A 26,902-nucleotide genomic window follows, 5' to 3' on the forward strand; every position below is an offset into this window, starting at 1 on the left:
ACCCGCACGCCGGACTGCACGCAGAGTTTACAGGGCGTTCGGGACGTTCCGTCCGACGCCCCATCGAACCGATTTCTCTGAGAGGTGGATCAACGCGCTCCATCCGTCGATCCAGGCGGCCAGCTGGCCGACGTTGCAATCGTAGAGTTGAATCGAGGACGCCCGACCACCGGAGACAACGGCCCAGACCGGGAGGCGCCCGTCTCCGATCGCTCTCACAGCCACCAGACCAGGGGTTCGACCGGGAGTTTCACCACCCGCGCCACTGCCGAGTTCACGTCCCGCCCCACTGGCCACATACCGACGCCGGGGAACCCACGTCGATTCGGTGAACTTTCCGCCTCTCGGAACACTCTCCGTTTCGTTCGGCTCCGGCACTGCAGACCGTTCTTTCACTGTCCTTTCGCCGAGTCTGTACCAGCCACGTTACGGGAACCCCGGTCGAATTACCAACCCATAAACCAGTAACCGCTATATCAAATTCGAGATAGCGTGACAGTCCAGACGGGACAGGAAGACACCGTACAAACCGTCTCGAACAAATGGAGGCCCGGTTCCGGTCGACAACGGGCGATCAGGCGGTGGGCTCGGCTTTTCGGAGTGTGAGCGAGACCGCCGTTCCACCGTCCCGAGCGGTCTCGAAGGACAGGTCACCGCCACAGGAGTCGACGATCCACCGGACCAGCCAGAGGCCGAGACCGCTGGCGTGGTTGAGTTGCGTAATCGGCTCGTCGCCAGCGATCACCGTCCGCTCGTTCTCGGGAATGCCAGGTCCGTTGTCCACGACGCGGACCTCGACGGCGTCCGGGTCCGCCTCGGCAGCCCCGGCGGCGACACGGACGCTCGGAGCGGGGGCGTCGTTGTGCTCGACCGCGTTTTCGACGAGGTTTTGTACGGCAGTCCGGAGCTGTTCGTCCGCGCGCACGTGGAGCCCGTCGGGCACGTCCACGGTGAAGTCGGCATCGGGGTACGCAGACCGGCAGTCCTGGACGGCCGCCGTGACGGTTTCGGCCAGGTCCTGACGCTGGTCGTCGACAGTGCGTCCGATAGTCTGCTCGATGTCACGGACCTTCTCGCTCATCGTAACGATGTCCTCGGCTTTCGACTGGAGCGTCTCGACCAGTGCCAAGTAGTCCGGGTCGTCGAGTTCGTGGGCGAGTTGGTCGGCGTGGCCCAGCACGACGGTCAGATCGTTGCGGATGTTGTGCCGGAGGACGCGGTTGAGGACCTCCAGTTGTCGCTGGCGGTGTTTCTGCTCGGTAATGTCCGTGTAGATGCCGAACGCACGGGTGGCGTCACCGCTGATCTGGTAGGGGATTCCACGGAACAGGAAGTGGCGGACACCGTCGGCCGTTCGCCTGCGAACTTCGGTCTGTTCGACCGTGCCACACGACACCTGTTCTTCGAACGGTGTCCCGCCGGCGTCACCCTCCTCGGGCAACACGTAGTCGTCGATGGGGTTTCCGAGTATCTCTTCGTCCTCGTATCCGAACACGTCCGCGAAGGCCGGGTTGGTCGACGTGACGACCGGGTCGCCGTCGGCCAGTTGCGTGTCGACGACGGCGTCCGGGATGTTGTCGAACAGGTAGCTAAAGCGGTCGCGTTCGTCGCGCAACTGCTCGCGCGTCTGTTCCAGTTCCGTCAGTTCCTGCACGACACCGACGGTCCCAGTGAACCGCTGGCCGGGGAGCACGGACAGTTCGACCGCGGCCGGGAACCGGTCGTCGTCGGTGCAGACCTCCGTTTCGATGGTCTCGGCCATCCGATCGGCGTCCCCGGTGAGGTTCGAGATGGCATCGTCGAACCGCGACCGCTCGTCCACGGGGACGAAATCAGCGGCCCGTCGCCCCAGCAACTCCGATCGGTCGTACCCGAGCCGATCGGCGAACGGCCCGGTAACCATCGTGAACCGACCGTCCTCGTCCAGCACGTAGACCATGTGCTGGACGGTCTCCATGACGGTCTCGTAGCGCGTCAGTTCCTCCTCGCGCTCGGCGCGGTCGAACGCCGCCCGGGCGTTCGTGGCGAGGATCCCGGCGACCTGCTCGTCGATCTCGTCGAAGGCGTTGTCGGCGGTCGACCCGATCGAGAGGACGCCGTGGTCACCGAGCGGGAGGTACAGGCTCGACTCGATGCGCCCTCGGTCGTCGTCGATATCGAGATCCCGGAAGTACGCGCGTTCACCGCGCTCGAAGACCGTCCCCGGCCCGCCCTCGCCGGGTCGGTACACCGGACGGTCGCCCATCACTGTGCGTGTCGCCTCTGTCATAGCGACCGGTTCGAGTGTCCCCGTCTCCCGGTCGTACAGTCGGACGGTGTTCAGATCGAATCCCAGTACGTCCGCCGTCGCATCGGCCACGAGGTCCGCCACCGCTTCCTTCGTCGGAGCCTGCATCAACTTCCGCGTCGTCTCCAGCAGCGAGGTCAGCATCGTCTCGCGTCGCTTGTGCTTGCTGATGTCCCTGAACACGCCCGCGGTCCCGGCGAACTCGCCGTTCTCGAACGGGAGGAGCGTCATCCGGTCCTCGAAGGGTATCGTCCGCCCGTCGGCGTGTTCGAGGTCGAACTCGAAGGTCGTCTGCTGGATGCCGTCCGAGAGCATCCGGCCAAGCACCTCCTCGCCGAGTTTGACCGTCTGGTCGCCCTTGATGATCGAGACGTGTTGGCCCAGCAAGTCGGGCACGGAGTGACCGGTCAGCGACGCGAGCGCCTCGTTGGCGAAGGTGAATCGGCCTTCATCGTCGAGGGCGTACACGCCGTCGTCGATCGTCTCCATGATCGTCTCGTATCGTTCGAGTTCCTGCTCGCGTTCCCGGCGTTCCAGTTCGAAACTGAGCCACTCGACGACGAGTTCGACGAACGTGGTTTCGGCCTCGGAGAACTCCCGATCGCGGGCGCGTTCGTCGGCAAAGCAGAGCGTCCCGTACAATTCGCCATCGACCTCGACGCGACCGCCCAGGTAACAGCTGAGTCCGTACACGTTCGTCGGCGTCGAGTCGGCCCACTCGCCGGTCGTGGCGTCGCGGATCTCGACCAGTTCGTCGCTATCGACGGTCCGGCGACAGTACGCGTTCGAGAGGTCGGTCTCGTGACCCGCGAGCGACTCGTCACCGACCGCCCGGACGATTTCGAGCCGATCGCCGGTGACGGCCGTGAGATAGCCCAACTCCAGGTCGAGTCGCTCACGGCCGAGTCCGAGCAACTGGTCGAGTTTCTCCTCGAAGAGCAGGTCCTTGCTCGACGTGATTTCGTAGAGTTCCTGGAGCGCGCGCTGGCTCTCGCGCAACCGCTCGGCCATCGACCGCCGTTCGGTCACGTCACGCGTGACGCCGGTCAGCCGGTCGACGGACCCGTCAGGCCCCCTGACGACTTCGGCCTGGGTGGCCAGCCAGCGCCGTCCCTCGTCGGCGACGTCGACCCGATACTCCACCTCGAAGCCCGACCCGCCATCGAGGGCGTCGGCGGCGGCCGCCGCCACCTGGTCGCGGTCGTCCGGGTGAACGCGCTCGATGAACGCGTCACCGTCGACGGTTCGGCGCCGGGGTTCGAGCCCGAACAGCGTCGACGTCCACTCGTCCCAGCGCACCTCGTCGGTCGCGGCGTCCCAGACGAAGACGCCAGCGTCCATGCTTTCCAGCGCTAGATCCAGGCGACCGTTCAGGCGTTCGAGCTCCCGCTCGCGTGGGCTGGCTCCGACAGTGTCGACGGTGGGATCACCGGGCATCCCGCCGGCGTCGCACGTGCCCGGATTGCCGTCGGCCACTGGCTCGTTCCCGTCGCGGTCGAGATAGGCGCGCACCCTGTCGAAGAGTTCGACGTGGCTATCGCCGCCGTGGGGGACGTACTCGGTGACGCCCAATCGCGTCGCCGTGCTCGCGACGTCCCCGTCCGGGTCGCTCGTACAGAGGACGAACGGCAGATTCGGGTTCGTCTTGCGGACGCGAGCCAACACGTCCAGCCCGGTCTCCCGTCCCCCAAGTTCGTACTCGCAGACGACGACGCTTGGGTCGGCCTCCAGAAGAAGCGCGGTCAGTTCCGCCGGGGAGTCGACCGCGTCGACGCGTCCCGGTAACGCATGCAGTTCCGTCTCGACCGCGTCCGGACGGACGTAGATGACGTGTGTCCCATCGCTCATTAGCCGAACGAACGGACTACACCCCGTTAAGCCCGCAACCAAACTGGTTATGCTCCGGCGACGACGCTCAGCGTTCCGCGTCGAGCGCCTGCCAGGAGAGTCGCGGGGTCCGGGCCGCGGCGACCTGATCGATGCGTCGGGCCGCCGTCCGCTGGGGGGCGCCGTCGAGCGTTTCGTCGTCCTCCGCGGCGACGGCGTTGAACGCGGCGGCCAGTTGATCGAGGGTGCGCTTGTTCTCGATCTCGGTCGGCTCGGTCATCAGCGCCTCGTCGACGATCTCGGGCCACTTCGTCGTCGGCGGGTGGACGCCGTAATCCAGCATCCGTTTGGCCACGTCCGCGGCGTCCTGCTCGCCCGCACTCGCGACGAACTCGTGGTGGAACGGGCCGAAGGGCACCTCGTAGTCGACCTGCTCGGCCAGGTAGTTCGCGTTCAGCACCGCTTTGGCGCTGGCGTCGGCGAGCCCCGGGTCGCCCAGCCGCGCAATGTAGGCATAGGTCTTGAGAAGCACCAGCCAGTTGCCCTGGAACTCGTGGACCTTGCCGATGGAGTGGTCGGGCTCGAACAACTCGAAATCGCCAGCACGGGTCTCGCGAACCCGCGGACTCGGCAGGAAGGGTGCGAGTCGCTCGGTGACGCCGACCGGCCCAGCGCCCGGGCCGCCGCCGCCGTGGGGCGTCGCGAACGTCTTGTGGACGTTGTAGTGCATGATGTCGAAGCCCATGTCGCCCGGCCGAGCGCGACCGAGCAGGGCGTTGAGGTTCGCCCCGTCGTAGTAGAGCAGGCCGCCAGCGTCGTGGACGATGGTGGCGATCTCCTCGATGTCGCGCTCGAAACAGCCGAGCGTGTTCGGGTTCGTCAGCATCAGCGCCGCGGTGTCGTCGTCGACGGCCGCCTCCAGGGCCTCGATGTCGACGCGGCCGTCCTCGCCGCTCGGGAGTTCGAGCACGTCGTAGCCGGCCAGCGCCGCGGTCGCGAAGTTCGTCCCGTGGGCGCTATCGGGGACGATGACCGTCGACCGGTCGTCGTCGTTGGCCTCGTGGTAGGCCTTCGCGACGAGGACACCCGTGTACTCGCCGGCCGCGCCCGCGGGTGGCTGGAGCGTCACCGCGTCCATCCCGCCGATGCGACCGAGGTAGTCCTGGAGCCGGTACATGAGTCCCAGCGTCCCCTGGACGGTCTCGGCCGGCCGGTCGGGGTGGACCGCGGCGTCGGGCAGGGCGGCCACGTCCTCCGTGAACTTCGGGTTGTACTTCATCGTACACGACCCGAGCGGGAACGGGCCGCTCTCGACGCCGTAGTTCATCTGGGAGAGGCGCGTGTAGTGTCGGGCCAGTTCCGGCTCCGAGAGTCCGGGGAGTTCCAGGGAGTCCCGCGTCAGATCGTCGGGCAGCGGCGACTCCTCGCCGCCGACCGCGACTTCGGTGGTGTCCTTCTCCGAGAGCAGCGGTTCGTACTGCACGTCCGACTCGGTCCAGCGCGCCTGGTCGTAGAAGGTCCGCCGGTCGTCGGGGCCGTGGTCGCTGCTTACGGTTTCACCGCCTTCTCGCGGGCTTCGCCCGCTCGAATGGTCCGCGGAGCTTCGCTCCGCGCTACTCGCTCCTTCCGAGGACTCGCTGTCTCGCGGCTGCGCCGCTCGACTATTCGCGGACTCACTACGTTCGTCCGCGTCCCGCTCGTCCTCGCTCATGGCGCCACCTCCGCCATCGCGTCGACGAAGCGGTCCGTCGTGTCGGCGGTCGTGTCGGTAACACAGACCTGCAACAGGTGTTCACCGACGACGTGGACGGCAAAGCCCTCCGCGCGGAGGTCGTCGGCGATGGCGTCGGCCGGCTGATCGGTCCGGGCACAGAATTCCCGGAAGTGGTGGCGGTCGTGGACCGGTGCCGTGACGCCGTTGATCTCGTTCAGGCGAGCGGCGAGGTCACGCGGGAGCGTCACGCAGTCCTCGGCCAGTTCGACGAGGCTGTCGGGGCCGAGCCAGGCGGCGTGGATGGCCGTCCGCAGCGCGACCCAGGCCTGGTTGGTGCAGATGTTCGAGGTCGCCCGCTCACGGCGGATGTGCTGTTCGCGCGTCTGGAGCGTCAGCGTGTAGGCCCTGTGGCCGGTGTCGTCCTCGCCGACGCCGACGAGTCGTCCCGGCACCTGCCGGAGGTAGTCCTCGCGAGTGGCGAACAGTCCCGTTCCCATCCCGTAGGCGGTGCCCAGACCCAGTGTGCTGGCGTCGCCGACCACCACGTCCGCGCCGACGCTCGCCGGTTCCTCCAGGAGCGCGAGCGCAACCGGGTCCGAGCCGAGACAGAACAGTGCATCATGCGCGTCCGCGAGGTCGCCAATGGCCGCCAATGACTCCTCGATGGTGCCACGAACGGTCGGGTTCTCGGCGTACACCATCGCCACGTCCTCGTCGAGCATCGCTTCGAGAGCGTCCAGGTCGACGTTGGCGTCGACCATGGGGTATGACTCGACGGTGACGTCGGCACCCGCGGCGTAGTTCTCCAGGACCGCGCGTCGTCCCTCGGGCATGATCTCGGGGACCAGCGCCCGGTCGCCGGAGACCGAGCGAACGCGCTGTGAGAGGGTGGCAGCCTCGCCCAGCGCCGTCGCGGCGTCGTACATCGAGCAGTTGGCCACGTCCAGCCCGGTGAGTTCGACGAGCATCGACTGGTACTCGAACAGTACCTGGAGGAAGCCCTGGGCGACCTCTGGCTGGTACTGGGTGTAGGAGGTGAGAAACTCCGAGCGGTCGGCCAGGTGGTCGACCAGCGAGGGAACGTAGTGGTCGTAGTGGCCCCGCCCCAGCAGTTCCGTCAGGTCGTCGTTGCGGCCGAGCAGGCGACCGATTTCGGTTCGGACGGCCTGTTCGCTCCGCGCGTCGATGTCGAAGTCGCCGTCGAATCTGACGGCGTCCGGAATGTCGAACAGTGCTTCGACGCTGTCGACGCCGATCGCGTCGAGCATCGTCGCCGTCTCCGCGTCGGTGTGGGGTGCGTACGGGCTCCCGCGTGTATCGTTTTCGGTCATGAGTGCGCTAGGTGAAACGAACCGTCGTCCCGCGAACGGCAGTGATGGGTGAGTGTTACGCGCCGGCCCATAAGATTGTCCCGGTTACCGGGGACGAGCGGGGTGCTCGCGTCGGCGCGTGGCGTCTCTCGAACGGGCCGAAAACCGCGAGAACGAGACGGACTGAGAGTCAGGCGATCTGGTCGCCGTACTCCTCGGGCGAGAGCAAGGCGTCGAGTTCGCTCTCGTCGTCGATGTCGACTTCGAGCATCCAGCCGTCGCCGTAGGGGTCGTCGTTGACGAGTTCCGGCGCGTCGACGAGGTCGTCGTTGATCGCCGTCACGGTGCCCGAAATCGGGGCGTAGAGGTCCGACACGGCCTTGATGCTCTCGACGACGCCGAAGTCGTCGCCTTTCGTGATCTCCTCGCCCTCGCTCGGGAGTTCGACGAACACGACGTCGCCGAGTTCGTCCTGGGCGAAGTCGCTGATACCGACGCGCACCGTGCCGTCCTCGCTGCGGGCCCACTCGTGAGAGTCCAGATACCGGCAGTCCTCGGGAACTTCGAAGCTCATCTATCGAGGAATGGCAACGCCTGGGTTTGTGCCTTTTTCGACTCGCCGCGGACGGTGACGTAGACGTTGACGCCCGGACTCCGATACTCCACGGGGAGATACGCCAATCCGATCGGCATGTCGAGCGTCGGACTCATCGTCCCACTGGTGACCTCGCCGATCCGGTCGCCGTCGATGTCGGTCACTTCGTAGCCGTGGCGTGGGACTCCGCGGTCGACCAGCCGGAAGCCACAGAGTTTCTGCTCGACGCCTTCGGCGTCGGCCCGTTCGAGGGCGTCCCGGCCGACGAACTCCGTGTCGAGTTTGACCGTGAAGGCGACGCCGGCCTCGTAGGGATTGCGGGGATTGTCCTCGGAGTGGAAGTCCTGCCCGGAGAGAAGAAAGCCCATCTCGATGCGGAGGGTGTCCCGTGCGCCGAGGCCGCAGGGCTGGCAGTCGAACGCTTCCCAGACCGCCTCGGCCTCGTCCCACGGCACGACGAGTTCGAAACCGTCCTCGCCGGTGTAGCCGGTGCGGGCGATGAGAGAGTCGACGCCCGCCACGCTGACCGCCTCGGCCTGGAACCGCGAGCAGTCACAGACGGTGGTTCGCTTGTCGTCGGCGACCGCATCGAGCAGCAGCGCCTCGGCCTCTGGTCCCTGGACGGCGAACATGGCGTACTCGTCGGTGACGTTCTCGACGGTCGCGTCCAGCCCCCACTCGTCGCGGTGGGAAACCCAGCGGTCGTACATCTGCTCGTCGTGGCCCGCGTTCGGGACGAACAGGTACTCGGCGTCGTGAGTGCTCCCGTCGGGGAGCTGGTAGACCACGGTGTCGTCTAAGATGATCCCGTCCTCGTCGGTGATCATCGCGTACTGGGCCTGACCCGGGGAGAGCGCGCCCACGTCGTTGGTCGTGAGTCGCTGCATGAGGCGTTCGGCGTCGGGACCGCTCACCTCGATCTCGCCCATGTGCGAGACGTCGAAGATGCCGGCGTCCTCGCGGACGGCCTCGTGTTCGGTCCTGATGGAGTCGAACTCCACTGGCATGTCCCACCCGCCGAACTCGGTGAACGTCGCCCCTCGGGCCTCGTGTACCCCGTGCAGTGGCGGTGTCCGTTCGGTCATACCGGTATCGGCCCCGCCCAGCGACCTAACTCTTTGCCCTCGGGCAGCCTACAGCATCCCCGAACCCATCCCGCACGAACGTCGATCGCATCCAGCAGGATATGGGCCAGTTCCAACAGGTAGAAGTTCCGGGGTGGTGAAGCGGCGAGTATGGCGAATCCCCACTTGCTGATCCTTGGGCCGCCGGGCGCAGGCAAAGGCACACAGAGCAGCCGCATCGCCGAGGAGTACGGCGTCGAGCACGTGACGACGGGCGACGCGCTCCGGGCGAACAAGGACATGGACATCAGCGACATGGACACCGAGTACGACACGCCGCGTGCGTACATGGAGGCCGGTGACCTGGTCCCGGACGAGGTCGTCAACGCCATCGTCGACGAGGCACTCAACAGTGCAGACGGGTTCGTCCTCGACGGCTATCCGCGCAACCTCGACCAGGCCGAGGAACTCGAAGACATGACCGACCTGGACGTCGTCCTCTCGCTCGACGTGAGCCGCGAGGAACTGGTCGACCGCCTGACCGGTCGCCGCGTCTGTGACGACTGCGGCGAGAACTACCACGTCGAGTTCAACCAGCCCGAAGAAGCGGGCGTCTGTGACGAGTGCGGTGGCGAGCTCATCCAGCGCGACGACGACAACGAGGAGTCGGTGAAAAACCGGCTGGACGTGTTCGAGGAGAACACGGTGCCGGTCATCGAACACTACGAGGACCACGACGGCTTCGTCGCCATCGACGGCGAGCAGACGCCCGACGAGGTGTGGGCCGATATCGAGGCTGCGGTCGACGAGCGGGCCTGATCGCGGCGATATCGCCGACTCGGTTTCTGCGGGCCAGAGTAAAAGGTTGATTAGCGGTGCTTTCCTACGGGCGGGTAATGGCACGCACAGCGGAGAAAGTGGAGTCGCTCGCCAGGGAGGACGGCGAGTTGCTCGATGCGCTCGACGTCGTCCTGGACGTGGCCGAATCGGAGGGCACCGTCGAATGGGCCGACGTCAGCGACGAGATGACGAGCGGGCAGTGGGGCCGACTCATCGAGACCGGCCTCCTGATCGACGCCGACGGCAACGGGTTCGCCGTCGACGACCCCGACGGGATCCGGGACGCGCTCGCCGACGACGAGGTCGAGGGCGCGGCGTCGGTCGACGACGAGGAATCCTCGTGGTCCCAGTACGACAAACTCGCGGCTGTCGGCGCACTGGGGATGATGGCGGGCTACTCGCTGCCGTCGGTCCGCAACACCATCGGCGGCGGTCTGGACCTGCTCTTCGGCCCGCTCGAAGCGATCCTGCCCTTCTACGTCGTCGTGATGGTGCTCGCGATGTTGACCGGGCTCTACTCGACGCTCCTGCAGGCGAATCTCATGGACATGGACAAGATGGGCGAGTACCAGGCCCAGATGAAGGAGATCCAGGAGAAACGCAAGGACGCCAAAGAGCGCGGCGACGAGGAGGCTCTGGACCGCATCCAGCAAGAGCAGATGGAGGCCATGGGCGACCAGATGGGGATGTTCAAAGAGCAGTTCAGGCCGATGGTCTGGATCATGCTGCTCACCATCCCCGTCTTCCTGTGGATGTACTGGATGATCCTCGGTGACCAGACGCTCCATCCCCAGACCATCACGATGCCGCTGCTGGGCTCCGTTAGCTGGCAGGAGGGCGTCCTCGGGCCGCTCCAGGCGTGGATCCTCTGGTATTTCCTCTGCTCGATGGGCTTCACCCAGATCATCCGGAAGTCGCTGAACATCCAGACGACGCCGACGTAGACCGCTCGATTTCCGCTTTTCCCGCTCGTTTCGGACTCGACACCAGTCAGTCCTGGTCGACCTGTACCTGTCGTCCTTGCACCAGGTTCGGCAGAATGTTCCGCAGGAAGTGGATGAACAGTACGAGAACGATCGGTCCCAGGAAGATGCCGTACCAGCCGAACGCGATGGAGCCGAGCACGTACGCGAACAGGACGAGCCCCATGTGCAGGTCGCCTTTCGACACGTACGAGCGGATGAAGAAATCGGGAATCGCGTCGATGACGATCAGCGTCACGACGAAAAAGAGCACGGGGTACCACAGGGGCACGACCTCGCCCCGGACGGCTCGAAACGCCAGGTACGCCGTGTACGGGAAGTAGATGAGTTTAATCCCCACGACCGGAATGATAGTGAACACGCCGGTCAGCAGGCCGAGCAGCAGGGGGAACGCGACGCCCGTACCCTCGGGCGCGACGAGGTCGAGTCCGTAGTACGTCAGGGCGGCGATCACTCCCGTGATGCCGATGATAACGAGGTTCCCCGTGTAGATGGTCGTCAGATCGCTATCGACGCCGTTCATGAAGCCGACGAGGCCGGGCGTCCCCTCGAACGTGGACCGGAACCAGGCGGCGATACGCTCGTCGTCCTTGAGCAGGTAGTAAGCGACGACGACGATGACGAACAGTCTGAGCAGCCAGGTGAACACCACACTCGCGTAGCCGAGGAGTCGGCCAGCGTTCGACCGAAGCATCGTCGCCAGTCGCTCCGTCTCGGTGAGTTGCGCGAGGTCGAGATAGGGCTGGAGGGAGGCCCGGAGCTGCTGGATCCCCGTCTGTCTGAACAGTTGATCCAGTTCCCTGACGGCGACGAGACCGCTGTATCCCAGAACCAGTAGTATCGGGATGCCCACGACGAGGAGCGTGGCCGTCGCGTTGAGACTGGGATGGTCAGTGCGCTGATCGAGCCACCGATCGACCGGTCGAATGGCGTAGTAGAGGAAGACGCCGACGACGATCGCGCCGATGAACGTGTAGAGGACAAAGGCGACGACGAGCGTCAAGACCAGGCCCGCGAGGGTCCAGGCGACCTGGCTACGGGTCAGATCCCATGTCTCGCCCATGCAGGGAGATGTGCGAGGAGAGCCAAAAGCAGATTGTCGGGTCCGTTGTCACTGGTGACGGAGCGAAGACACAATCTCTTTTAGCGACAGTGACCGAGGGTCGGTATGTTGATTACCGTTTCCGGTCCGGCGGGCAGCGGGAAGAGCACGCTCGCTGCCGGCCTGGCCGACGCGCTCGCCTACGAGCACGTCAGTGGTGGGGACATCTTCCGGTCGCTGGCCGACGAACGCGGCTACTCGCTGGTCGAGTTCAACAAACTCGCCGAGGAGGACGACCAGATCGACCGCGACCTGGACCGCCGGCTCCGAACGACGGCCGAGGAACGCGACGACCTCGTCCTCGAATCGCGTCTGGCCGGCTGGATGGCGGGCGAGCACGCGGACCTGCGCGTCTGGCTCGACGCCCCCTTCGAGGCCCGCGTCGAACGCATCGCCGACCGCGAGGACGAACCCGTCGACCAGCTCCGGGAGAGCGAGCGCACCCGGGCCGAAAGCGAAGCCCAGCGCTACCAGGAGTACTACGACATCGACATCGAGGACCGCTCGATCTACGACCTCGTCGTCAACACCGCTCGCTGGGACGCCGAGACGACGATGGAACTGGTGCTGGCGGCCGCCGAGTCCTACGACGCTGCCGGCGACGAAGGGCAGTTCCCGATCGACGGCATCCGCTACGAGTTTTGAGCAGTCAACCGGCGAACAGCGGTCAGCGCGGCCCGCCGACGGGCCCACTACACGTCGTTTTCGTCTCCTGATCGAGGAGGATCCCGGTCTGGACATCGCAGGTGACCGTCGGAACGCTGTCGGGTGGAATCGTGAACGCGGCGTCGAACAGCATCGGCCGGTAGACGAGCCGAACGCTCGCCGTCAGGTCGGTTCGCTCGCCGTTCCGAACGTGACTTCGGAACCAGGCGTCGACTTTCCCGTTGTCCATGCGGACGGGGTACTCCACGCGACGGCTCTCGCCGGGTGCCAGCGGCGGTTCCGACGTGGCGTCGAGCAGCGTCGCCCCCGTCGTGCTGGCCGTAAAGAGCGCGATATCGTTCATCTCCAGAGTCACGTCGAGGGCTTCCGGCACGCTCGGCATCGGCACGTCCCCGCGGTTCGTGACCTCGAAGTGAAACAGAACGGTGGTCTCCTCGGCCGAGACCTCGCCCCACGTGGCCCAGCCCCGGTCGATCTCGTAGCCGACGGCCGGGCTGGCGCTGCCGAGTCGGAGCAGTCCGTCCGTGAGCTGGCTGACGATCGAGCCCGTATCAAGGGAGTAGTCGTCCGCGAGTCCGTCGGCGGCACTGGAGAGGGCGTCGACGACCGGCGTCTCGCCGTCGAGGACGTGCTCTTCGACTGAGGGCATCGCGACGGTCAGAACGCCCCACGGCCCGAACGTGAGTTCCCCACCGGTCGTGACCGTGATCGATTCGTCGCTCTCGACGAAGGTCGCCCACAGCGCGGGGACGTTCTCGTGTTCGATCGACGATCGGAGTTGGAGCAACTGGTCGCCGGCCTCGAGTTCGAGCCCCTCCCGCTGCCCGGTCGCGAGCCGCACGCCGTTCAGTTCGATGTAGTATTCGACCCGCAACCGGTCGCTCACGGCAGCGAGCAGGGGCGAGACGCCCGTCACCCGAACGGTAGTGAGGACGTCGATACGCCGGTCGGCCAGTGGGTGCCAGGTACCGACGTCGTCGATCTCGACCGACGGCCGCTGGAACGCCGTCGACAGCAGCGTCGCAACGAGGCCGACGCTTCCCGCGCCGACACCGACGAGCGCGAGGGTCGTCACCAGTCCAGCGGCGTCCATTCGACCGGTTCTTCGAGGACCGCCGACATAAAGAGCAGGACAGACGGTCGGTCGGGTCGACCGCGCAGTCCCAATCGAACAACGTAAGCCGGGGCGGGTCGACGGCCATGACATGTTACGGGGTCCGCCGGCCGAGCGTTCGCCCGCCGAATTGCTCGAGTTCGGCGTCGTCAATCTCGACAAGCCACCGGGTCCCTCCGCCCACCAGGTCGCCGCGTGGGTCCGCGACATGGTCGACGCCGACCGCATCGCCCACGCCGGCACGCTCGACCCGAAGGTGACCGGTTGTCTCCCCCTCCTGCTCGACGACGCCGCCCGCATGGCACAGGTGTTCGACGACGCCGACAAGGAGTACGTCGCCGTCCTCGAACTCCACGGCCCCGCCCCGAACGACCTCCACGACGTGGTCTCGACGTTCGAGGGCCGGATCTACCAGAAACCACCCCGGAAGAGCGCCGTCCGACGGCAGCTCCGCGTCCGCGAGATGTACGACATCGACGTGCTGGAAGTGCAGGATCGGCAGGCGCTGCTCCGGGTGCGCTGTGAGAGCGGCACCTACGTCCGGAAGCTCTGCCACGACATCGGCCTGGCGCTGGGAACCGGCGCGCACATGGGCCACCTCCGCCGGACGGCGACGGGGACGTTCGACGACACCTCGCTGGAGACCTTAGAGGACCTCGCGGACGGGCTCGGCTGGTGGGAGGACGACGACGACGCCACGGCGTTGCGCGAGGTCGTCCAGCCCGCCGAGCGCGCGCTCGTCGGCCTGCCGAGCCTGACCATCGCTCCGAGCGCCGCCCGAGAGGTCGCCGAGGGCGCGCCAGTGTACGCACCCGGCGTCATCGACGCCAATCTCGGCGACGCAGACGTCGATAAGCGGCCGCTCGTGGCCTGCTACACGCCTAACGAGGCCGCCGTGTGTCTCGGCCGGTTAGTCGGTGATCCCGACGCAGAGCAGGGGACCGTCGTGGAATTAGCGCGGGTCCTGGTGTAATCGCAAAACGAAGCGTTTAATCGGGGGACCCTCGTCTTCCCGAGTGCGGGACCGTGGGGTAGCGGTATCCTCGGCGCATGGGGTGCGTCGGACCTGAGTTCGAATCTCGGCGGTCCCACTCAACTTTCTGTCGCGACCAATCCGGGAGCGACGGTATTGTGATGGGACATCGGAAGTCGCAGCCGTCGAACGGACGTGAGACGGACCGTCTTCCGGCAGTCCCACTCCACCTTTTTACTTCGTCGGGTCGCCTTCGGCGACCACTCCTCGCAAAAATCTGGACCAAAAAGAGCCGCTCGCTCACTCCGTTCGCTCGCGGGTGCCGTGCTTGTGACCGCAACAGCGCTCAATGCGACAGCATCACCAATTGGAAGCCGAAAGTTCGTGAATCCGTCCGCTGGTGTTCCCTCAACTCAGCGCGAGCAGCGAGCGAGTCCGCGATCCCCAATGACCTCACCCGGCATCGATGGGACGACCTGGACGCCGCGATAGACCGACCGCTGTCCGAGGTCGAAAGCCCATAACTACCATTTAATTATCAAAAACGGGGTGGCCGATATAGAGGGTAGAGGGGGCGAATAAAAGTCACATATTGCGAAGTGAGGTCCGTTATTTGACACCCTCGCAGAGTCGCAATTGTTTCAACCGATACGCTCGTATTCTGTCGATGTGTGTCCCCGGGTCTCACTCATCGAAAAGTGCGATACCAAGAACGAAGAGGTCGCCCTTGATACCTCGTATCTCGTTTTGATGACGATGTCCGGAGTGCTTGCTGGCGTGGCTCTTCTCACCAACTCGATTCCGATCCTCATCGGCGCGATGGTCGTTGCTCCGGCATTGACGCCTCTGGAACTCGTTTCCGCTGGCCTCGCTGCCAACCGGTTGGATCGAGCCGGATACGGGGCCATGGTCTCGTTGGTCGGTCTGTTGGCTGCGACTGCTGGGGCTATCGTAACGACGGTGGTACTGAACATGACAGGAGTTCTCCCACCTGCGGAGAACCTCATCGACAAGCCACTCCTCGAGGAACGCATTACAGCCGGCTGGTACAGCGTCATTGCTGCTGCCGCGGCGGGGATCGCGAGCGACGAAGACCGGACAGACACGCTAGTCGGCGTCGTCGCTGCCCTCGCACTCGTCCCGGCCGCAGCTGCCGGGGGAATAACATTACTGTCACGAGCGCCTGCCAAGGCCAGTGGCGGCCTCCTCTTACTCGTCGTAAATGCAGGCGTCGTCGTGATAACGGGGACGGTGACACTCTGGCTCGACGCTCGTGGCGATAGGAAAGCGCACACAGGCCAATAGGCATGCAACGTACCGATCGCCTGTTTCGATCGTCCATGCCGAATCGAACGGACGCCTCTGGTGAACACAGCCTCTGAGTTCAGTAACGAGTATCAGACCGGAGTTTGGTAGCTGGTCGAATACGCTGCTTAGTACCGTCCGTACACTGAGCACTGCGACCGAGTTCGCTCACACTCGGTGCGGGCGCTGACTATGCAGATTCAGTGACCGTTCGACGAGTGAGTCCCCGATACGTCGTCGACGACTGAGAACCCGCGAGGGAGATCACTACGGTGTAAGCTGTACGAAAAAATGGCGTTGCGATCGGGAACTCAGACGGTCGGTACGGACACTACGGGAACCCCTGCCTTCCGGACGAGGCTGTCGGTGACGCTGCCGACGCGTTCGCGTTCGTTGACGGTCTTGCCGGTCGATCCCACGGTGACGATGTCGATGTCGGCGTCGTCGATGTAGTTCAGAATCTCGGTGTCGGGGTTCCCCTGGCGGATCTCGGTCGTCGTTTCGAGGCCGGCGTCCTCGATCTGGTCTTCGAGGTCGGCGATCGCCCGCTCGCCTTCGGCTTTCAGTTTCTCCCTGACGTGGCCCATGGCCAGGCCGGGCGCGGCGTTGGCGACGCTCTCGTCGATCACGTACAGGAGGTGAACGGTGGCCTCGTGGCGCGCGGCGGCGTCGATCGCGTGATCGACGGCACTAGCGGCCGTCTCGCTTCCGTCCGTCGGGAGCAGGACTCGGTCGTACATCGTCGGAAAATATCTACGCGGTCCTATTTAAAATCAAGACTGTGTTCTCGGAAGATGAAACGAGGATCGAACGACGACCGGAGCAGTCACGGGTGTGAACACGGCGGACTGCCGTGCGGTGGTCGGGCTGGACCGCCGTCGGTCAGAGGTACCCTTCGTCTTCGAGACCGTCCATGATGTCGTCTACGAGCGAGTCGACGTCGTCGTAGGGGAAGTCGCCACCGCCCCCTTTCTGGTTGAGTTCCATCGCGGTGAAGCTGACGTCGCCCGACTCGAACGTGGTGCCCGGTCCGTTCGGGAGCGCCGGGACGAGATCCATCGGACTCGATACCGGGTAGTCCGCGCCTTCGAACGCCTCGACGATCTGGTCTCTGAGTTCGTCTTTGTCTGCCATCCCATCACGAGATACCGCCGCAGCATGGCTGAAATTGCTGCCTCGCATGAGAGGGAGTTGTTTTCCAGTCGCACAGACACGTCGTTCCGGTGTGGATCGCTGTCGCGTCGATAGCGGGGTCGATCGTCTCAATCAGCTGATCGAAATCCCGATCACGACGCCGTGCATCGCCCGAAGCATTGATAGCTGGGGGAGCAGTTTTTTCGGCAATACGATATGGCAGCGGGAAACCTGGAGCCGATCTCGCTCGACGACACCGACGTCGAGTACGACGAATACGTCGGCGTTCTCGAGGGCGGGATCGCCGGCCGAAGCGAGCAGATGCTGGACGCTTACGCGGAACTCGAAACCCGCTACGGAGAGCGGTTCGAGGCGGAAGCCGACGAGGCCCCGGACCGGTTCCTCGGGAGCGCCGAGGACGCCGAGAACTTCCGGGCGGCGTTGGCCGAGACGTACGACGAGGAGTTGTATCCGGTCCTGGGCGAGGCGGGCGAAGCGGACATCGGCGGGTATGCGGAGTTCCAGGACACGGTTCGCGCGTTGGCGGAGTTAAACCACGTGCGATTTCTCGACCACCTCGATACCGCCCGGAGCGCAGTCGCCAAGGTGCGGAATCACAGCTCGAACGCCCAGTCGCTGCTCAATCAGGTCGGCGAGATCCTGACCGAGAAGGGGTACACCCACGAGACGAAAGAGCCGATCAAAGAGCGATTCAGTCGGGCCAAACGGCAGCTCACGCAGGCAGCGCGTCTCAGGAAGGAAACCAGTGCCGTCGTGAAACGCTGCTTTCTGTACTACTTCACCGCCGACCTCGTCCGCGAGAAGTACGACGTCGAGCGGGCGGCGTTCCGGTACGTCGATCTCGACGAACCAGCCGACCAGCGCCTGGAACGGGTTCGCGAGGAGTTCGTCCGTCAGGAGCGACAGATCAGACGCGGCCGTCGGTCGCTCAAGCACAAGATCGAGTACATCGAGAAGAACTACGACGTCTGAGCGGCGTCTTCGTCTGCCAGGCGCGCCTCCACGAGTTCGGTTACGTTGTACAGCAGGATGCCGACGGAGACCAGCGTGGTGAGCAGGTAGACGATGAATCCGGGCGGGCCGCCGAGGGTCGTGCCGACGACGCCGCCGACGATGCCGGCCATCGTGAGTTCGAGCCACGTGACCAGTACCCGGGAGAGCAACAGGGAGTTGCTCGCCATCAGTACGACTCCCCGGCCTCGATCGGGCCGCTGAACGCCGAGTAGAGCACGACGAAGTAGAGGAAGACCAGCGGCAGCAGAACGGCTGCACCGATGGACATCAGGTTCAGGGGAAGCGTGGAGACGATGCCCTCACGCACGGTCACGCCGGCCACCCGGTCGACGTAGGGATAGGTCAACCGAGCGACGACGCCGACGAGCGCGAACACCAGTCCGGCAGCCGCAGCGAACGCCAGGTAGTGGCGGTCGGTCCTGATCGCCAGCACGTAGCCGCCAGCCAGGCAAACGGTCGCCGCGACGAGTGCGAGCGCTTCCGCCGAGAGGAGGGCCGACCGGACGGCGGGCGTGGTCGCGTAGATCGTCGCGAGCGCGAGCACGACCAGCAGGAGGTACGCGACCACCGCCCGCTGGGCGGCCCCGCGGAGGTCGGCCTGTAGCCCGCCGCGGGTCTTGAGCCGGAGGAACGCCGCGCCGTCGACCACCGTCAGGGCGACGACGGCGAGGCCGACCACGACGCCGGGAACCGTCAGCGTCCGACTCGCGCCGAGTGCCCAGTTGGCCGTGAACAGCCCGAGAAAGAACGGTGCGGTGACGCTCCCGACGACGAACGCCCGACCCCACCAGCGCTGCCACTGATCGTCCTCGCGTTGCTCGTACATTTCGGGGGCGAGGCCGCGGACGATGAGCGCGCCGAGGATGGCGAACATGAGCAGGTAGTGACGGCTGAACAGCGCGGCGTAGACGACCGGGAACGCGGCGAACAGCATCCCACCGAAGACGACCAGCCACACCTCGTTGCCGTCCCAGAAGGGGCCGATGGCCGCGATGAGTTGCTCGCGTTCGTCGTGGTCATCGCGGGTGGCAAACAGCGCGCCCACGCCGAAGTCGAAGCCGTCGAGGAAGAGGAAGGTACCGAGGACGAAAAACAGGAGGCCGAACCACAGCTCGGCCAGCGGCAACCCGAACAGCGGCTCGGCGGAAAGCGAGAGCGGCTCAGTCATCGACGGTCACTCCTGCGGGCGTGGCTTCCTCGCGCTCGACGACGCGGAGGTCGTCGCCGGTCGGCGGCCCGGCGCGGACGATGCGGACGACGACGTAGGTGTACAGGGTCAGCAGACCGAGATAGACAAGTGCGAACCCAGCGAGCGTCAGGGTCGCTTCGGCACCTGTGAGGCCGGGCGAGACGCCGTCGCTGGTCTTCAGCACGTCCTGGATGACCCACGGCTGGCGGCCGACCTCGGTGACGACCCAGCCGAGTTCGACGGCGACGATTCCCAGGAGCGACGAGAGCATCAGCGACTTATGCAGCAGGTCGTCCTCGTAGAGTTCGCCGCGCCACCAGCGGTAGACGCCCCAGAAGCCCAGGAGGATGAACCAGAAGCCCAGCGCGACCATGATGCGGAACGACCAGAACACGACGGCGACGGGCGGGGCCTCGCCGTACTCGTTCAGGCCGACAATTGTCGCCTGTGGGTCACCCCCGCTGGCCAGCCAGGACGCCCCACCGGGAATGCCGATACCGAAGATTTCCTTGGCCTTCGGGTCGGTCAGGTCCGCCAGACTCGTCGGGAACGCGACGATGTACTCGGGGACGTACGAGTCGGTCTCCCAGACCGCCTCCATCGCGGCGAACTTCTGGGGCTGGGTCTCGTAGACGTGACGCGCGTAGAGGTCACCGTGGACGGCCTGCAGCGGCGCGGTAATCACCAGCGCGACGAGTGCGATCTTCAGTGTCGTCTCCCAGAACCCGACGTTCTCGATAGGATACCCCCAGACGTGGTGACGGAACACGTAGTACGCCCCGAGGCCGGCCATGAACAGCGCGACCGACAGTACCGCCGCGTTCTGCATGTGGACGAACATGAACGGGAAGCGCGGGTTGAGATACGCCGCCATCGGGTCGGTCAGCGTGACGATTTCCCGGCCGCCTTTCTCGACGAGTTCGAACCCGCGTGGCGTCTGCATCCAGGAGTTCGCGATGAGGATCCAGACAGCCGACAGCCAGGTTCCAAGCCCGACGGCGACGGCAGAGACCATGTAGAGCTTGTCACCGACGCGTTCGCGACCGAAGACGAACACGCCGAGGAAGGTCGCCTCCAGCATGAACGCCATCATCCCTTCGAGCGCCAGCGGCCCGCCGAACAGCTCGCCCGCGACCGTCGAGAACGCCGCAAAGTTCGTCCCGAACTCGAACTCCAGGACGATGCCCGTGACGGTACCGACGACGAACGAGACGGCGAAGATCTTCGTCCAGAACCGGCGCAGTTGCTCGTATATCGGCTTTCGACTGCGTATCTCCTTCCACGTGAAGTAGACGAGAAAGGGCGCGAGCCCCATGCTCATCACGGGAAAGATGATGTGGACGATGGTCGTGAGTGCGAACTGGAGTCGGCTTGCGATGACGGGGTCGAGCATTGATTGCGAGTTGGGAGCGTTCGCGTCTGGATACTACGGCAGGTCGGCCGAACTGTACACTTACTACAGTCTGGGAACTGCGCGGACCTATGTCGCTCCCCGATTCTCAGGCCGTCGAAACCACCGAACATGTTTTTTCCTCGGCGCCCCTAGCTATCTGGGTCGGCTACGGGGCGGCCAACTGGGAACGGCCGACCGGCGCGGCCGAAGCTAAGCCGCGCTTATCCTGACCTACGGTGTTTCTAACTAATTCGCTGGCTCCCAAGCCACCGGCATGGCAGAACGGGTCCCAGGGCCGGGCACGATAGCGATAGCTGCACTCGGTGCCGGCCTCCTCGTCGGACTGACGGCCGGCACGACAGCCGCCGCGACGCAGACGGTGACGGAGTGTACGACCATCACCGAGTCGGGAGCGTACGAACTCTCGGGGAACGTGAGCGCGCCGGGGGACGACCCCTGTATCCGTATCGAGGCCAGTGACGTCACGCTCGACGGGAACGGCGCGACGGTCACGACCAACGCGACCGGGAACGCGACCGGAACTGGCGTGCTCGTCGAACCGGCAGCCGACGGCGACCCGGTCGAGAACGTCACGGTCCGGAACCTCAGCGTGTCGAACTGGGGGACCGGCGTCGCGTACCGCGACGTGACCGCATCGACCATCAGTACCGTCACGGCGACGGGGAACACGAACGGGTTCGTGTTGACCGAGAGCGCCCGAATCGCCGTCCGGGACGTGGTCGCAGTCGATAACGAGAACGGACTCCTCACGCGTGACGTCACGGACTCGACGTTTCGGAACGTCACCGCGCGGAACAACGACGAGGACGGACTGTACACGAGCAACGACTTCGACGGGAACCGGCTGGTAAACACGACGGCACAGGAGAACGGGGACGAGGGGCTCCGGGTCGGTCCGGCCTGGAACAGCGTCTTCGTGAACACGACTGTCCGTGCCAACGGCGGGGACGGCATCGCGATGTTGGACACCGGTCGCGTCGAGATGACCGGACTGACGGCCTCCGACAACGACGGCGCGGGGCTCCGGCTCACGGCCGTCGCCGGAACGCGGTTCGAGAACGTGACCGCCCGTAACAACACCGGTGCGATCTACACCGCGGTCGAGTCGCGCAACGTCACGGTCCAGGGACTCGCGATCGGTCCCGATGGAACGCTCTCGCTTACGGCCGGGTCGGCGACTATCAGGGACGTGCCGTCGCACCCGGCGCTGCCCGACGGCACCGAACTCGTCGGTCCCGCAGTCAACGTCTCGCAGGCCGAAGACGGACCGAGCAGACCGGTCGTCACAGTGACCATGACGGAGCGAATCGAACGGACGCCCGCACTCTTGCAGTACGAGAACGGGAGCTGGCGGGAACTCCAGGACGTGCAGTTCGACTCGGGCGAGGGGAGCCTCACCGCCACGGTCGGCAACGGGATCGTCGCGCCGCTGGCACCGACGACCGAGCAGGACGCGGCATCGAACGGAACGGCGTAACGCTGCCGGACCCAGCGAGACCGAGGCCTCAGGCGGAGCCGATCGGGTGGGCCTCGGCGTCTTCGGGTGCGCCCAACATGTATCGCGTGTACCGACCGGCGAGCCACGCCAGGCCGTTGAGGAGGTTGAGTGCCAGGACGAGCAGGACGGTGCCGAACGCCGACATGACGAGCGCCTCACCGAGCGTGTCGATGCGCCAGGACGAGAGCGTGACGACCGCATCGACGCCGACGAGCAGCAGTTCGTGCGCGAACTGGAGGTCGGGCGTCACCGTCAACGGTTCCGACAGGAAGACGCCGACACGGGTGTGCTCGTAGAACAGCGGCGTCACCAGCATCAGGATGGCGACGAAGGGGCCTACCATGATGAGGGCGAACGAGGCGACGCCGAGGAGGAGTTTGCTCGCGAGAAAGACGATGCCCTTCCAGACGCCGAGGTCGGTCACCAGCGCTTCCGACCGGTCGACGATGCCCTCCCGCTGCATGAACGGATGGTCCGGCGGCCGGATGTCGACGCCGAGCAGGGAGACAGTCACGCGGCGCTCGAACCACGTCAGTCCCACCGAAACCGCGAGGACGGCCACCAGGAGCGGCACGCCGACGAGAACGAACGAGAACCCGATCCCGATCGAGATCCCCAGCGTCACGAACAGGTAGTACGCCATGCCGAGCGGGAACGACAGGGCGAGATACAGCAGGTTGCGATACGTCTGGAGGCGGAAGGGCACGCCGACGGCCGACCGGAGCGACGGCCGCGGCAGTTCCGAGCGGAGCTTCTGGGCAGTTTCTGACATCCTCGTGTAAACCGTTCGGCTACGAATCACTTATACGCCAAAGCACAGTTTCAGGCCCAGTAGCTGGCGCGTGGTTTTAAATGTGGATCGTCACCAGCGCCAGTTCGAAGGAGCGTGTGCAGCAGACCTAGCGGTCGACCTCGCCCATGATCGTATCGAGGCTCCCGAGCGTCGCGACCAGGTCGGCGAGTACGACCGGGGACTACAGCTCTCAGAGTCGCTCCTGACAGACCGCCAGCAGGAAGCGGTGCGAGCGGCCATCGACCACGGCTACTACGAGGTCCCACGATCGGGGTCGGTCGAGGACGTGGCGGCGGCCCTCGACTGTGCGCCGAGTACCGCATCGAACCATCTCCGGAAAGCCGAAGCGAGACTCGCCGAGGCAGTCGCTTCTGTGGAGTGACGCCAGTGACGGACGTTCCGTGAGTACGGAGACACATATTTATCAGGATCTGGCAAGAACCGAGAACGATGACGGACACGAAACGCGCGTTGGCGGTCTTCGGCTATATCGCACCCGCCGTATCGATCTCGTTTCTGGTGGTGTCGACCCTGGTCGACCCGCTGTTCTCCTGGCAGACCCGGTCGCTGTCGAGTATCGGGGAGGCCACCGGCACCGCCGTGTTCGCGTTGTCGAGCGCGGATCAGATCGCGTTCAATCTCTTCAACGCCGGCCTGTTCCTCACCGGCTTGCTCGGTCTGCCCTTCGTCGTCGCACTCTGGATGGACGCGGGGTCGCGTCCCGAGCGAATCGGCGTCGGGTCGTTAGTCGTCACGCTGCTCGGGGTAATGGGGGTCGGCGTCACCTATCTCGACGGCCCGTTCGTCGCCTTCCACTTCCCCGCCGCGGCGACCTTCTTTTTCGGGGTCGCACTCACGCTCTGGATACACAGCACGGGAACGATCCGGCGGACCGACGGCCAACGGGGACTCGGGTTCGTCTGGCTGGCGAACGCCTACGTGCTCCAGTGGGTGCTCTGGATCGTCCTCGAAGCACAGGCGTTCGGCGAGGACGAGGTCTGGACGTGGTTCGCCGTCCCGGAGTTCGTCGCCGCCCTCGTGCTCGCCGGGTGGATCGTCACGCAGGCGCGACGACTCCGAACACAGTCTCGGGTCGGATAATAAACGATCAGTTCGCGAACGGGAGACACAACGCTGTCCGTTCGTAGACGCCAAAAAAATTCGCGGTTAGTGGAACGACGTTACGCGTACTCGTACGTGCCGTCGTTGTTCGGGTCGAACTGAACTTCCAGACCGAGGTCCGGCAGCGTGATCTCGTTGGTCGCGAGGTAGGTCGCGCGGATGTTCGCGTCCTGGAGAACGAGACCGGGGTTCCCGTCACCGCCGTCGAGGGTGACCTGGCGCGGACCGCCCGCGATGTCACCGTCGGGACCCGTCGTCGGGGTCTCGGGTGCGCGCAGCGTGATCATCTGCTTGATCCCCTGCTCGGTATTGTTCGCTTTGGTCTCGTCGATCGTCAGGCCGCTGAACGTGGCCGATGAGGCTTCCAGCTCGGGCGTCTTCAGGAGCAGCTGCCCGGACGTGACGTCGGTGTTCGCCCCGGCGGTAATGACGAGGCGTGCGTTGCCCGTCATCCCGTACTGATCGAGGTTGAAGCGCTTGATCAGCGTCAGGTCCGTGATCGTCACCTGATTCAGCTCGACGATACCCTGCGGGTACTTCGAGTGGTTCTCCGCGTCACCGTTCCCCGGATACAGGATGAGGTCGTTCCCCTGAATCTCTTCAGCCTGAATCTTGAAACCGCCGATACCTGAAATCGGTGCGGCGAACGCCGTGCCGGTGCTCAAAAAGAGCATGCCGACGACAGCGACGACACCGAGCGATGCGCCTGTACTCTTTGCAAGTATGCTTCTATCGTACACTACGTACCCCCCTAGGGCATTCCTTTGTTCCAGTGCTACTACCCTTATACTTACCCCATGCATCAACGGCCCTTTATACGCATCTGGAAGGTAACGCCCGTCGCTCGGCGAAATCACAGATCGAAAACGGAGGTATCTCGAACGCGGAATCGGGCCGGTTAGGAAGTTCCTACTCCCGTTTCGCGCCGGGGTTCGTCACCGCGCCGTTCCACCTTTTTCCGCGTCGGGTCGCCTGCGGCGACCACTCGCGCAAAAACGTGGGCGAAAAAGCTGCTCGCTCACGCCGTTCGCGAGCAGTACAGCCCGCTCGTCACTCCCGTTTCGCGCCGGGGTTCGTCACCGCGCCGTTGGCCGCGGAGCCGAAGTCGCGGTGGTACTTCGCCAGCACGCCGTTGTCGTAGGTCGGTTCGGGGTCGTCGCGCGCGTCGAGTCGCTGCTCCATCTCCTCGTCGGAGACGTCGACGGAGAGTTCCAGGTCGTCGATGTCGATGGTGACGACATCGCCGTCTTCGAGCGCGGCGATGGGACCGCCGACGAACGCCTCGGGAGCGACGTGTCCGATCGAGAACCCGCGAGTCGCGCCCGAGAAGCGGCCGTCAGTGAACAGCGCCACGTCCTCGGCGTGGCCCTGGCCGGCGACTGCCGAGGTGACCCCGAGCATCTCGCGCATGCCGGGGCCGCCGCGTGGCCCTTCGTTGCGGATGCCGATGACGTCACCGGACTCGACCTTGCCCTCCTGGACGTACGCCATCGCGTCCTCTTCGGCGTCGAATATCCGGACCGGACCCTCGTGATGGAGGTGGTCCTCACCGGTGATCTTGATGACGGCACCGTCGGGCGCGAGGTTCCCGGTGAGGATGCGAATGGCACCGCGCTCGTGGATCGGGTCCGCGACCGTGTGCAGGAAGTCCGCGTCGAGGTCGGCGATCGCGGGCGGATCGTAGCGCTCCAGTGCCTCGCCGATCGTCTCGCCCGTCACCGTGAGTGCGTCGCCGTGGAGCAGATCGGCCTCGTACAGGGCGTTCAACACGACCGGCACGCCACCGACCTCGTGGAGGTCGTTCATCACTCGCTCGCCGCCGGGCTGGAGGTTCGCGATCTTCGGCGTGCGCTCGCTGATGCGGTTGAAATCGGCGATGTCGAGGTCGATGCCCGCCTCGGCAGCCATCGCCAGGAGGTGGAGCACGGCGTTAGTCGACCCACCGATGGCCACCTGGAGCGCGATGGCGTTCTCGAAGGACTCCTTCGAGAGGAAATCGGAGGGTTTGCGCCGTTCCCGAACCACCTCTGCGGCGAGTTCGCCGGCCTCGCGGGCGACCTCGTAACGGGACTCGTCTTCGGCGGGCGGCGACGCCGACCCGAGCGGCGCGAACCCGAGCGCCTCGGAGATAGAGGCCATCGTGTTCGCCGTGAACATTCCGCCACACGACCCTGCGCCGGGGCAGGCGTTGCGTTCGAGGTCGTCGAGTTCGTCCTCGGTCATGTCGCCGTCCGCGACCGCGCCGACGCCCTCGAAGACGTTCTGGATGGTGACCTCCCGGCCGTCGTGTTCGCCGGGCATGATCGACCCGCCGTAGAGGAACACGGACGGGAGGTCGGTCCGGATGGAGGCCATCATCATGCCGGGCATGTTCTTGTCACAGCCGCCGATCGTCACGAGGCCGTCCATACGCTCGCCGAAGGCGACCAGTTCGACGGAGTCGGCGATGACCTCCCGCGAGATCAGCGAGGCCTTCATCCCCTCGGTCCCCATCGAGATGGCGTCGGAGATGGTGATAGTCCCGAACTCGATGGGCATCCCCGCTCCATCGTCGATACCTTCGTAGGCAGCGTCTGCCACGTCGTCGAGATGGACGTTACAGGGCGTGATGTCGGCGGCTGGGTTGGCGACGCCGACCATCGGCGAGGAGAGATCCTCGTCGTCGTATCCCATCGCCCGGAACATCGCCCGGTGGGGGGCCTTGTCGGTTCCCTCCGTCACCTCGTTGCTCGGCAGGTCGTCCGGCTTCCCGGCATCGGACTCACTGCGTCGCTCGGATTCTTGACTCATACTCGTTGTCAGTCACCGTGGCGGCTTTAATTGCCCGGATGCGACGAATGGCCCCTTGAACCGGGACCCGAACCGGTTCGGCGCGTCCGGACGGACCGGGATTGGCACATCGCCAACACTGATAGGTGCGGAGCGGATACCGGTCGG

24 protein-coding genes and 1 tRNA gene are annotated in these 26,902 nt (G+C 65.3%); 10 read left to right on the top strand and 15 right to left on the bottom strand.

Going from position 1 to position 26,902, the window contains the following annotated elements:
- Window positions 1-574 precede the first annotated feature (574 nt).
- The 5 genes from E2481_RS06100 to gcvT form a co-directional block, all read right to left on the bottom strand.
- Window positions 575-4,135, bottom strand: a complete 3,561-nt coding sequence (locus E2481_RS06100) for a PAS domain S-box protein (RefSeq protein WP_136716241.1) — start codon at window positions 4,133-4,135, stop codon at window positions 575-577.
- A gap of 67 nt (window positions 4,136-4,202) precedes the next feature.
- On the bottom strand, window positions 4,203-5,825 hold the full coding sequence (gene gcvPB / locus E2481_RS06105) for an aminomethyl-transferring glycine dehydrogenase subunit GcvPB (protein WP_250137742.1): 1,623 nt from the start codon (window positions 5,823-5,825) through the stop codon (window positions 4,203-4,205).
- Window positions 5,822-7,159: an aminomethyl-transferring glycine dehydrogenase subunit GcvPA gene (gene gcvPA, locus E2481_RS06110; RefSeq protein WP_136716242.1), complete on the bottom strand. Its 1,338-nt coding sequence runs from the start codon at window positions 7,157-7,159 to the stop codon at window positions 5,822-5,824. The genes gcvPB and gcvPA overlap by 4 nt, the downstream gene beginning before the upstream one ends.
- 169 nt (window positions 7,160-7,328) lie before the next feature.
- On the bottom strand, window positions 7,329-7,712 hold the full coding sequence (gene gcvH, locus E2481_RS06115) for a glycine cleavage system protein GcvH (protein ID WP_136716243.1): 384 nt from the start codon (window positions 7,710-7,712) through the stop codon (window positions 7,329-7,331).
- On the bottom strand, window positions 7,709-8,818 hold the full coding sequence (gcvT, locus tag E2481_RS06120) for a glycine cleavage system aminomethyltransferase GcvT (RefSeq protein WP_136716244.1): 1,110 nt from the start codon (window positions 8,816-8,818) through the stop codon (window positions 7,709-7,711). The genes gcvH and gcvT overlap by 4 nt, the downstream gene beginning before the upstream one ends.
- A 150-nt stretch (window positions 8,819-8,968) precedes the next feature.
- On the opposite strand from gcvT, the gene E2481_RS06125 reads away from it, so the two are divergent.
- Both E2481_RS06125 and E2481_RS06130 read left to right on the top strand, forming a co-directional pair.
- On the top strand, window positions 8,969-9,616 hold the full coding sequence (locus E2481_RS06125; protein ID WP_136716245.1) for an adenylate kinase: 648 nt from the start codon (window positions 8,969-8,971) through the stop codon (window positions 9,614-9,616).
- 77 nt (window positions 9,617-9,693) lie between these two features.
- Window positions 9,694-10,581 (top strand): DUF106 domain-containing protein, encoded by an 888-nt coding sequence (locus tag E2481_RS06130; protein ID WP_136716246.1) that lies wholly within the window; start codon window positions 9,694-9,696, stop codon window positions 10,579-10,581.
- A gap of 46 nt (window positions 10,582-10,627) precedes the next feature.
- Here the strand turns inward: E2481_RS06130 and E2481_RS06135 are convergent, their stop codons facing one another.
- Complete coding sequence (locus E2481_RS06135; RefSeq protein ID WP_136716247.1) at window positions 10,628-11,683, bottom strand: AI-2E family transporter; 1,056 nt, start codon at window positions 11,681-11,683, stop codon at window positions 10,628-10,630.
- A gap of 105 nt (window positions 11,684-11,788) precedes the next feature.
- Between E2481_RS06135 and cmk the strand changes: the two genes are divergently transcribed.
- Complete coding sequence (cmk, locus tag E2481_RS06140) at window positions 11,789-12,367, top strand: (d)CMP kinase (RefSeq protein ID WP_136716248.1); 579 nt, start codon at window positions 11,789-11,791, stop codon at window positions 12,365-12,367.
- Window positions 12,368-12,389: 22 nt separating this feature from the next.
- On the opposite strand, the gene E2481_RS06145 is transcribed toward cmk, so the two are convergent.
- Complete coding sequence (locus E2481_RS06145; protein ID WP_136716249.1) at window positions 12,390-13,481, bottom strand: hypothetical protein; 1,092 nt, start codon at window positions 13,479-13,481, stop codon at window positions 12,390-12,392.
- A 112-nt stretch (window positions 13,482-13,593) separates the two neighbouring features.
- Between E2481_RS06145 and E2481_RS06150 the strand changes: the two genes are divergently transcribed.
- From E2481_RS06150 to E2481_RS06160, 3 genes are all read left to right on the top strand, one after another.
- Window positions 13,594-14,475 (top strand): RNA-guided pseudouridylation complex pseudouridine synthase subunit Cbf5, encoded by an 882-nt coding sequence (locus E2481_RS06150; RefSeq protein WP_136716250.1) that lies wholly within the window; start codon window positions 13,594-13,596, stop codon window positions 14,473-14,475.
- 47 nt (window positions 14,476-14,522) lie between these two features.
- A tRNA-Pro gene (locus tag E2481_RS06155) sits at window positions 14,523-14,593 on the top strand.
- 551 nt (window positions 14,594-15,144) lie between these two features.
- Complete coding sequence (locus tag E2481_RS06160) at window positions 15,145-15,780, top strand: DUF389 domain-containing protein (protein WP_136716251.1); 636 nt, start codon at window positions 15,145-15,147, stop codon at window positions 15,778-15,780.
- Window positions 15,781-16,091: 311 nt separating this feature from the next.
- On the opposite strand, the gene E2481_RS06165 is transcribed toward E2481_RS06160, so the two are convergent.
- Together E2481_RS06165 and E2481_RS06170 are read right to left on the bottom strand one after the other, a co-directional pair.
- Window positions 16,092-16,520 (bottom strand): universal stress protein, encoded by a 429-nt coding sequence (locus E2481_RS06165; RefSeq protein ID WP_136716252.1) that lies wholly within the window; start codon window positions 16,518-16,520, stop codon window positions 16,092-16,094.
- 142 nt (window positions 16,521-16,662) lie between these two features.
- Window positions 16,663-16,914 (bottom strand): MTH865 family protein, encoded by a 252-nt coding sequence (locus E2481_RS06170; protein WP_136716253.1) that lies wholly within the window; start codon window positions 16,912-16,914, stop codon window positions 16,663-16,665.
- 216 nt (window positions 16,915-17,130) lie between these two features.
- Here E2481_RS06170 and E2481_RS06175 point away from each other — a divergent pair, with 216 nt between their 5' ends.
- Entirely contained in the window at window positions 17,131-17,907 is a 777-nt protein-coding gene (locus tag E2481_RS06175; RefSeq protein WP_136716254.1) for a hypothetical protein, read from the top strand.
- Here E2481_RS06175 and E2481_RS06180 read toward each other — a convergent pair.
- From E2481_RS06180 to E2481_RS06190, 3 genes are read right to left on the bottom strand one after another with little or no spacing between them, the layout of a single operon-like run.
- Window positions 17,895-18,116, bottom strand: a complete 222-nt coding sequence (locus tag E2481_RS06180; protein ID WP_136716255.1) for a hypothetical protein — start codon at window positions 18,114-18,116, stop codon at window positions 17,895-17,897. The genes E2481_RS06175 and E2481_RS06180 overlap by 13 nt on opposite strands.
- Window positions 18,116-19,117: a cytochrome d ubiquinol oxidase subunit II gene (gene cydB, locus E2481_RS06185; RefSeq protein ID WP_136716256.1), complete on the bottom strand. Its 1,002-nt coding sequence runs from the start codon at window positions 19,115-19,117 to the stop codon at window positions 18,116-18,118. Before cydB ends, E2481_RS06180 begins: the two co-directional genes overlap by 1 nt.
- The gene (locus E2481_RS06190) at window positions 19,110-20,531 is read right to left on the bottom strand and encodes a cytochrome ubiquinol oxidase subunit I (protein ID WP_136716257.1); all 1,422 of its coding nucleotides are present in this window, start codon (window positions 20,529-20,531) and stop codon (window positions 19,110-19,112) included. The genes cydB and E2481_RS06190 overlap by 8 nt, the downstream gene beginning before the upstream one ends.
- Before the next feature lie 274 nt (window positions 20,532-20,805).
- On the opposite strand from E2481_RS06190, the gene E2481_RS06195 reads away from it, so the two are divergent.
- Window positions 20,806-22,029, top strand: a complete 1,224-nt coding sequence (locus E2481_RS06195; RefSeq protein ID WP_136716258.1) for a right-handed parallel beta-helix repeat-containing protein — start codon at window positions 20,806-20,808, stop codon at window positions 22,027-22,029.
- A gap of 28 nt (window positions 22,030-22,057) precedes the next feature.
- Here the strand turns inward: E2481_RS06195 and E2481_RS06200 are convergent, their stop codons facing one another.
- Complete coding sequence (locus E2481_RS06200) at window positions 22,058-22,822, bottom strand: sensor domain-containing protein (RefSeq protein ID WP_136716259.1); 765 nt, start codon at window positions 22,820-22,822, stop codon at window positions 22,058-22,060.
- 82 nt (window positions 22,823-22,904) lie between these two features.
- On the opposite strand from E2481_RS06200, the gene E2481_RS19190 reads away from it, so the two are divergent.
- Window positions 22,905-23,225, top strand: a complete 321-nt coding sequence (locus tag E2481_RS19190; protein WP_370628387.1) for a helix-turn-helix domain-containing protein — start codon at window positions 22,905-22,907, stop codon at window positions 23,223-23,225.
- A gap of 68 nt (window positions 23,226-23,293) precedes the next feature.
- The gene (locus tag E2481_RS06210; RefSeq protein ID WP_136716261.1) at window positions 23,294-23,944 is read left to right on the top strand and encodes a hypothetical protein; all 651 of its coding nucleotides are present in this window, start codon (window positions 23,294-23,296) and stop codon (window positions 23,942-23,944) included.
- 80 nt (window positions 23,945-24,024) lie between these two features.
- Here the strand turns inward: E2481_RS06210 and E2481_RS06215 are convergent, their stop codons facing one another.
- Both E2481_RS06215 and ilvD read right to left on the bottom strand, forming a co-directional pair.
- Entirely contained in the window at window positions 24,025-24,705 is a 681-nt protein-coding gene (locus E2481_RS06215; protein ID WP_136716262.1) for a DUF6230 family protein, read from the bottom strand.
- A 310-nt stretch (window positions 24,706-25,015) separates the two neighbouring features.
- Entirely contained in the window at window positions 25,016-26,755 is a 1,740-nt protein-coding gene (ilvD, locus tag E2481_RS06220) for a dihydroxy-acid dehydratase (protein WP_136716263.1), read from the bottom strand.
- Window positions 26,756-26,902: the final 147 nt, after the last annotated feature.

Source organism: Halorientalis salina, from assembly GCF_005049285.1.
Taxonomy (GTDB): Archaea; Halobacteriota; Halobacteria; order Halobacteriales; family Haloarculaceae; genus Halorientalis; species Halorientalis salina.

Excerpts from the sequence above, each read along its gene's own strand:
- E2481_RS06100 (WP_136716241.1), bottom strand. The coding sequence starts at position 4,135 with ATGAGCGATGGGACACACGTCATCTACGTCCGTCCGGACGCGGTCGAG.
- gcvPB (WP_250137742.1), bottom strand. The coding sequence starts at position 5,825 with ATGAGCGAGGACGAGCGGGACGCGGACGAACGTAGTGAGTCCGCGAAT.
- gcvPA (WP_136716242.1), bottom strand. The coding sequence starts at position 7,159 with ATGACCGAAAACGATACACGCGGGAGCCCGTACGCACCCCACACCGAC.
- gcvH (WP_136716243.1), bottom strand. The coding sequence starts at position 7,712 with ATGAGCTTCGAAGTTCCCGAGGACTGCCGGTATCTGGACTCTCACGAG.
- gcvT (WP_136716244.1), bottom strand. The coding sequence starts at position 8,818 with ATGACCGAACGGACACCGCCACTGCACGGGGTACACGAGGCCCGAGGG.
- E2481_RS06125 (WP_136716245.1), top strand. The coding sequence starts at position 8,969 with ATGGCGAATCCCCACTTGCTGATCCTTGGGCCGCCGGGCGCAGGCAAA.
- E2481_RS06130 (WP_136716246.1), top strand. The coding sequence starts at position 9,694 with ATGGCACGCACAGCGGAGAAAGTGGAGTCGCTCGCCAGGGAGGACGGC.
- E2481_RS06135 (WP_136716247.1), bottom strand. The coding sequence starts at position 11,683 with ATGGGCGAGACATGGGATCTGACCCGTAGCCAGGTCGCCTGGACCCTC.
- cmk (WP_136716248.1), top strand. The coding sequence starts at position 11,789 with ATGTTGATTACCGTTTCCGGTCCGGCGGGCAGCGGGAAGAGCACGCTC.
- E2481_RS06145 (WP_136716249.1), bottom strand. The coding sequence starts at position 13,481 with ATGGACGCCGCTGGACTGGTGACGACCCTCGCGCTCGTCGGTGTCGGC.
- E2481_RS06150 (WP_136716250.1), top strand. The coding sequence starts at position 13,594 with ATGTTACGGGGTCCGCCGGCCGAGCGTTCGCCCGCCGAATTGCTCGAG.
- E2481_RS06165 (WP_136716252.1), bottom strand. The coding sequence starts at position 16,520 with ATGTACGACCGAGTCCTGCTCCCGACGGACGGAAGCGAGACGGCCGCT.
- E2481_RS06170 (WP_136716253.1), bottom strand. The coding sequence starts at position 16,914 with ATGGCAGACAAAGACGAACTCAGAGACCAGATCGTCGAGGCGTTCGAA.
- E2481_RS06175 (WP_136716254.1), top strand. The coding sequence starts at position 17,131 with ATGGCAGCGGGAAACCTGGAGCCGATCTCGCTCGACGACACCGACGTC.
- E2481_RS06180 (WP_136716255.1), bottom strand. The coding sequence starts at position 18,116 with ATGGCGAGCAACTCCCTGTTGCTCTCCCGGGTACTGGTCACGTGGCTC.
- cydB (WP_136716256.1), bottom strand. The coding sequence starts at position 19,117 with ATGACTGAGCCGCTCTCGCTTTCCGCCGAGCCGCTGTTCGGGTTGCCG.
- E2481_RS06190 (WP_136716257.1), bottom strand. The coding sequence starts at position 20,531 with ATGCTCGACCCCGTCATCGCAAGCCGACTCCAGTTCGCACTCACGACC.
- E2481_RS06195 (WP_136716258.1), top strand. The coding sequence starts at position 20,806 with ATGGCAGAACGGGTCCCAGGGCCGGGCACGATAGCGATAGCTGCACTC.
- E2481_RS06200 (WP_136716259.1), bottom strand. The coding sequence starts at position 22,822 with ATGTCAGAAACTGCCCAGAAGCTCCGCTCGGAACTGCCGCGGCCGTCG.
- E2481_RS06210 (WP_136716261.1), top strand. The coding sequence starts at position 23,294 with ATGACGGACACGAAACGCGCGTTGGCGGTCTTCGGCTATATCGCACCC.
- ilvD (WP_136716263.1), bottom strand. The coding sequence starts at position 26,755 with ATGAGTCAAGAATCCGAGCGACGCAGTGAGTCCGATGCCGGGAAGCCG.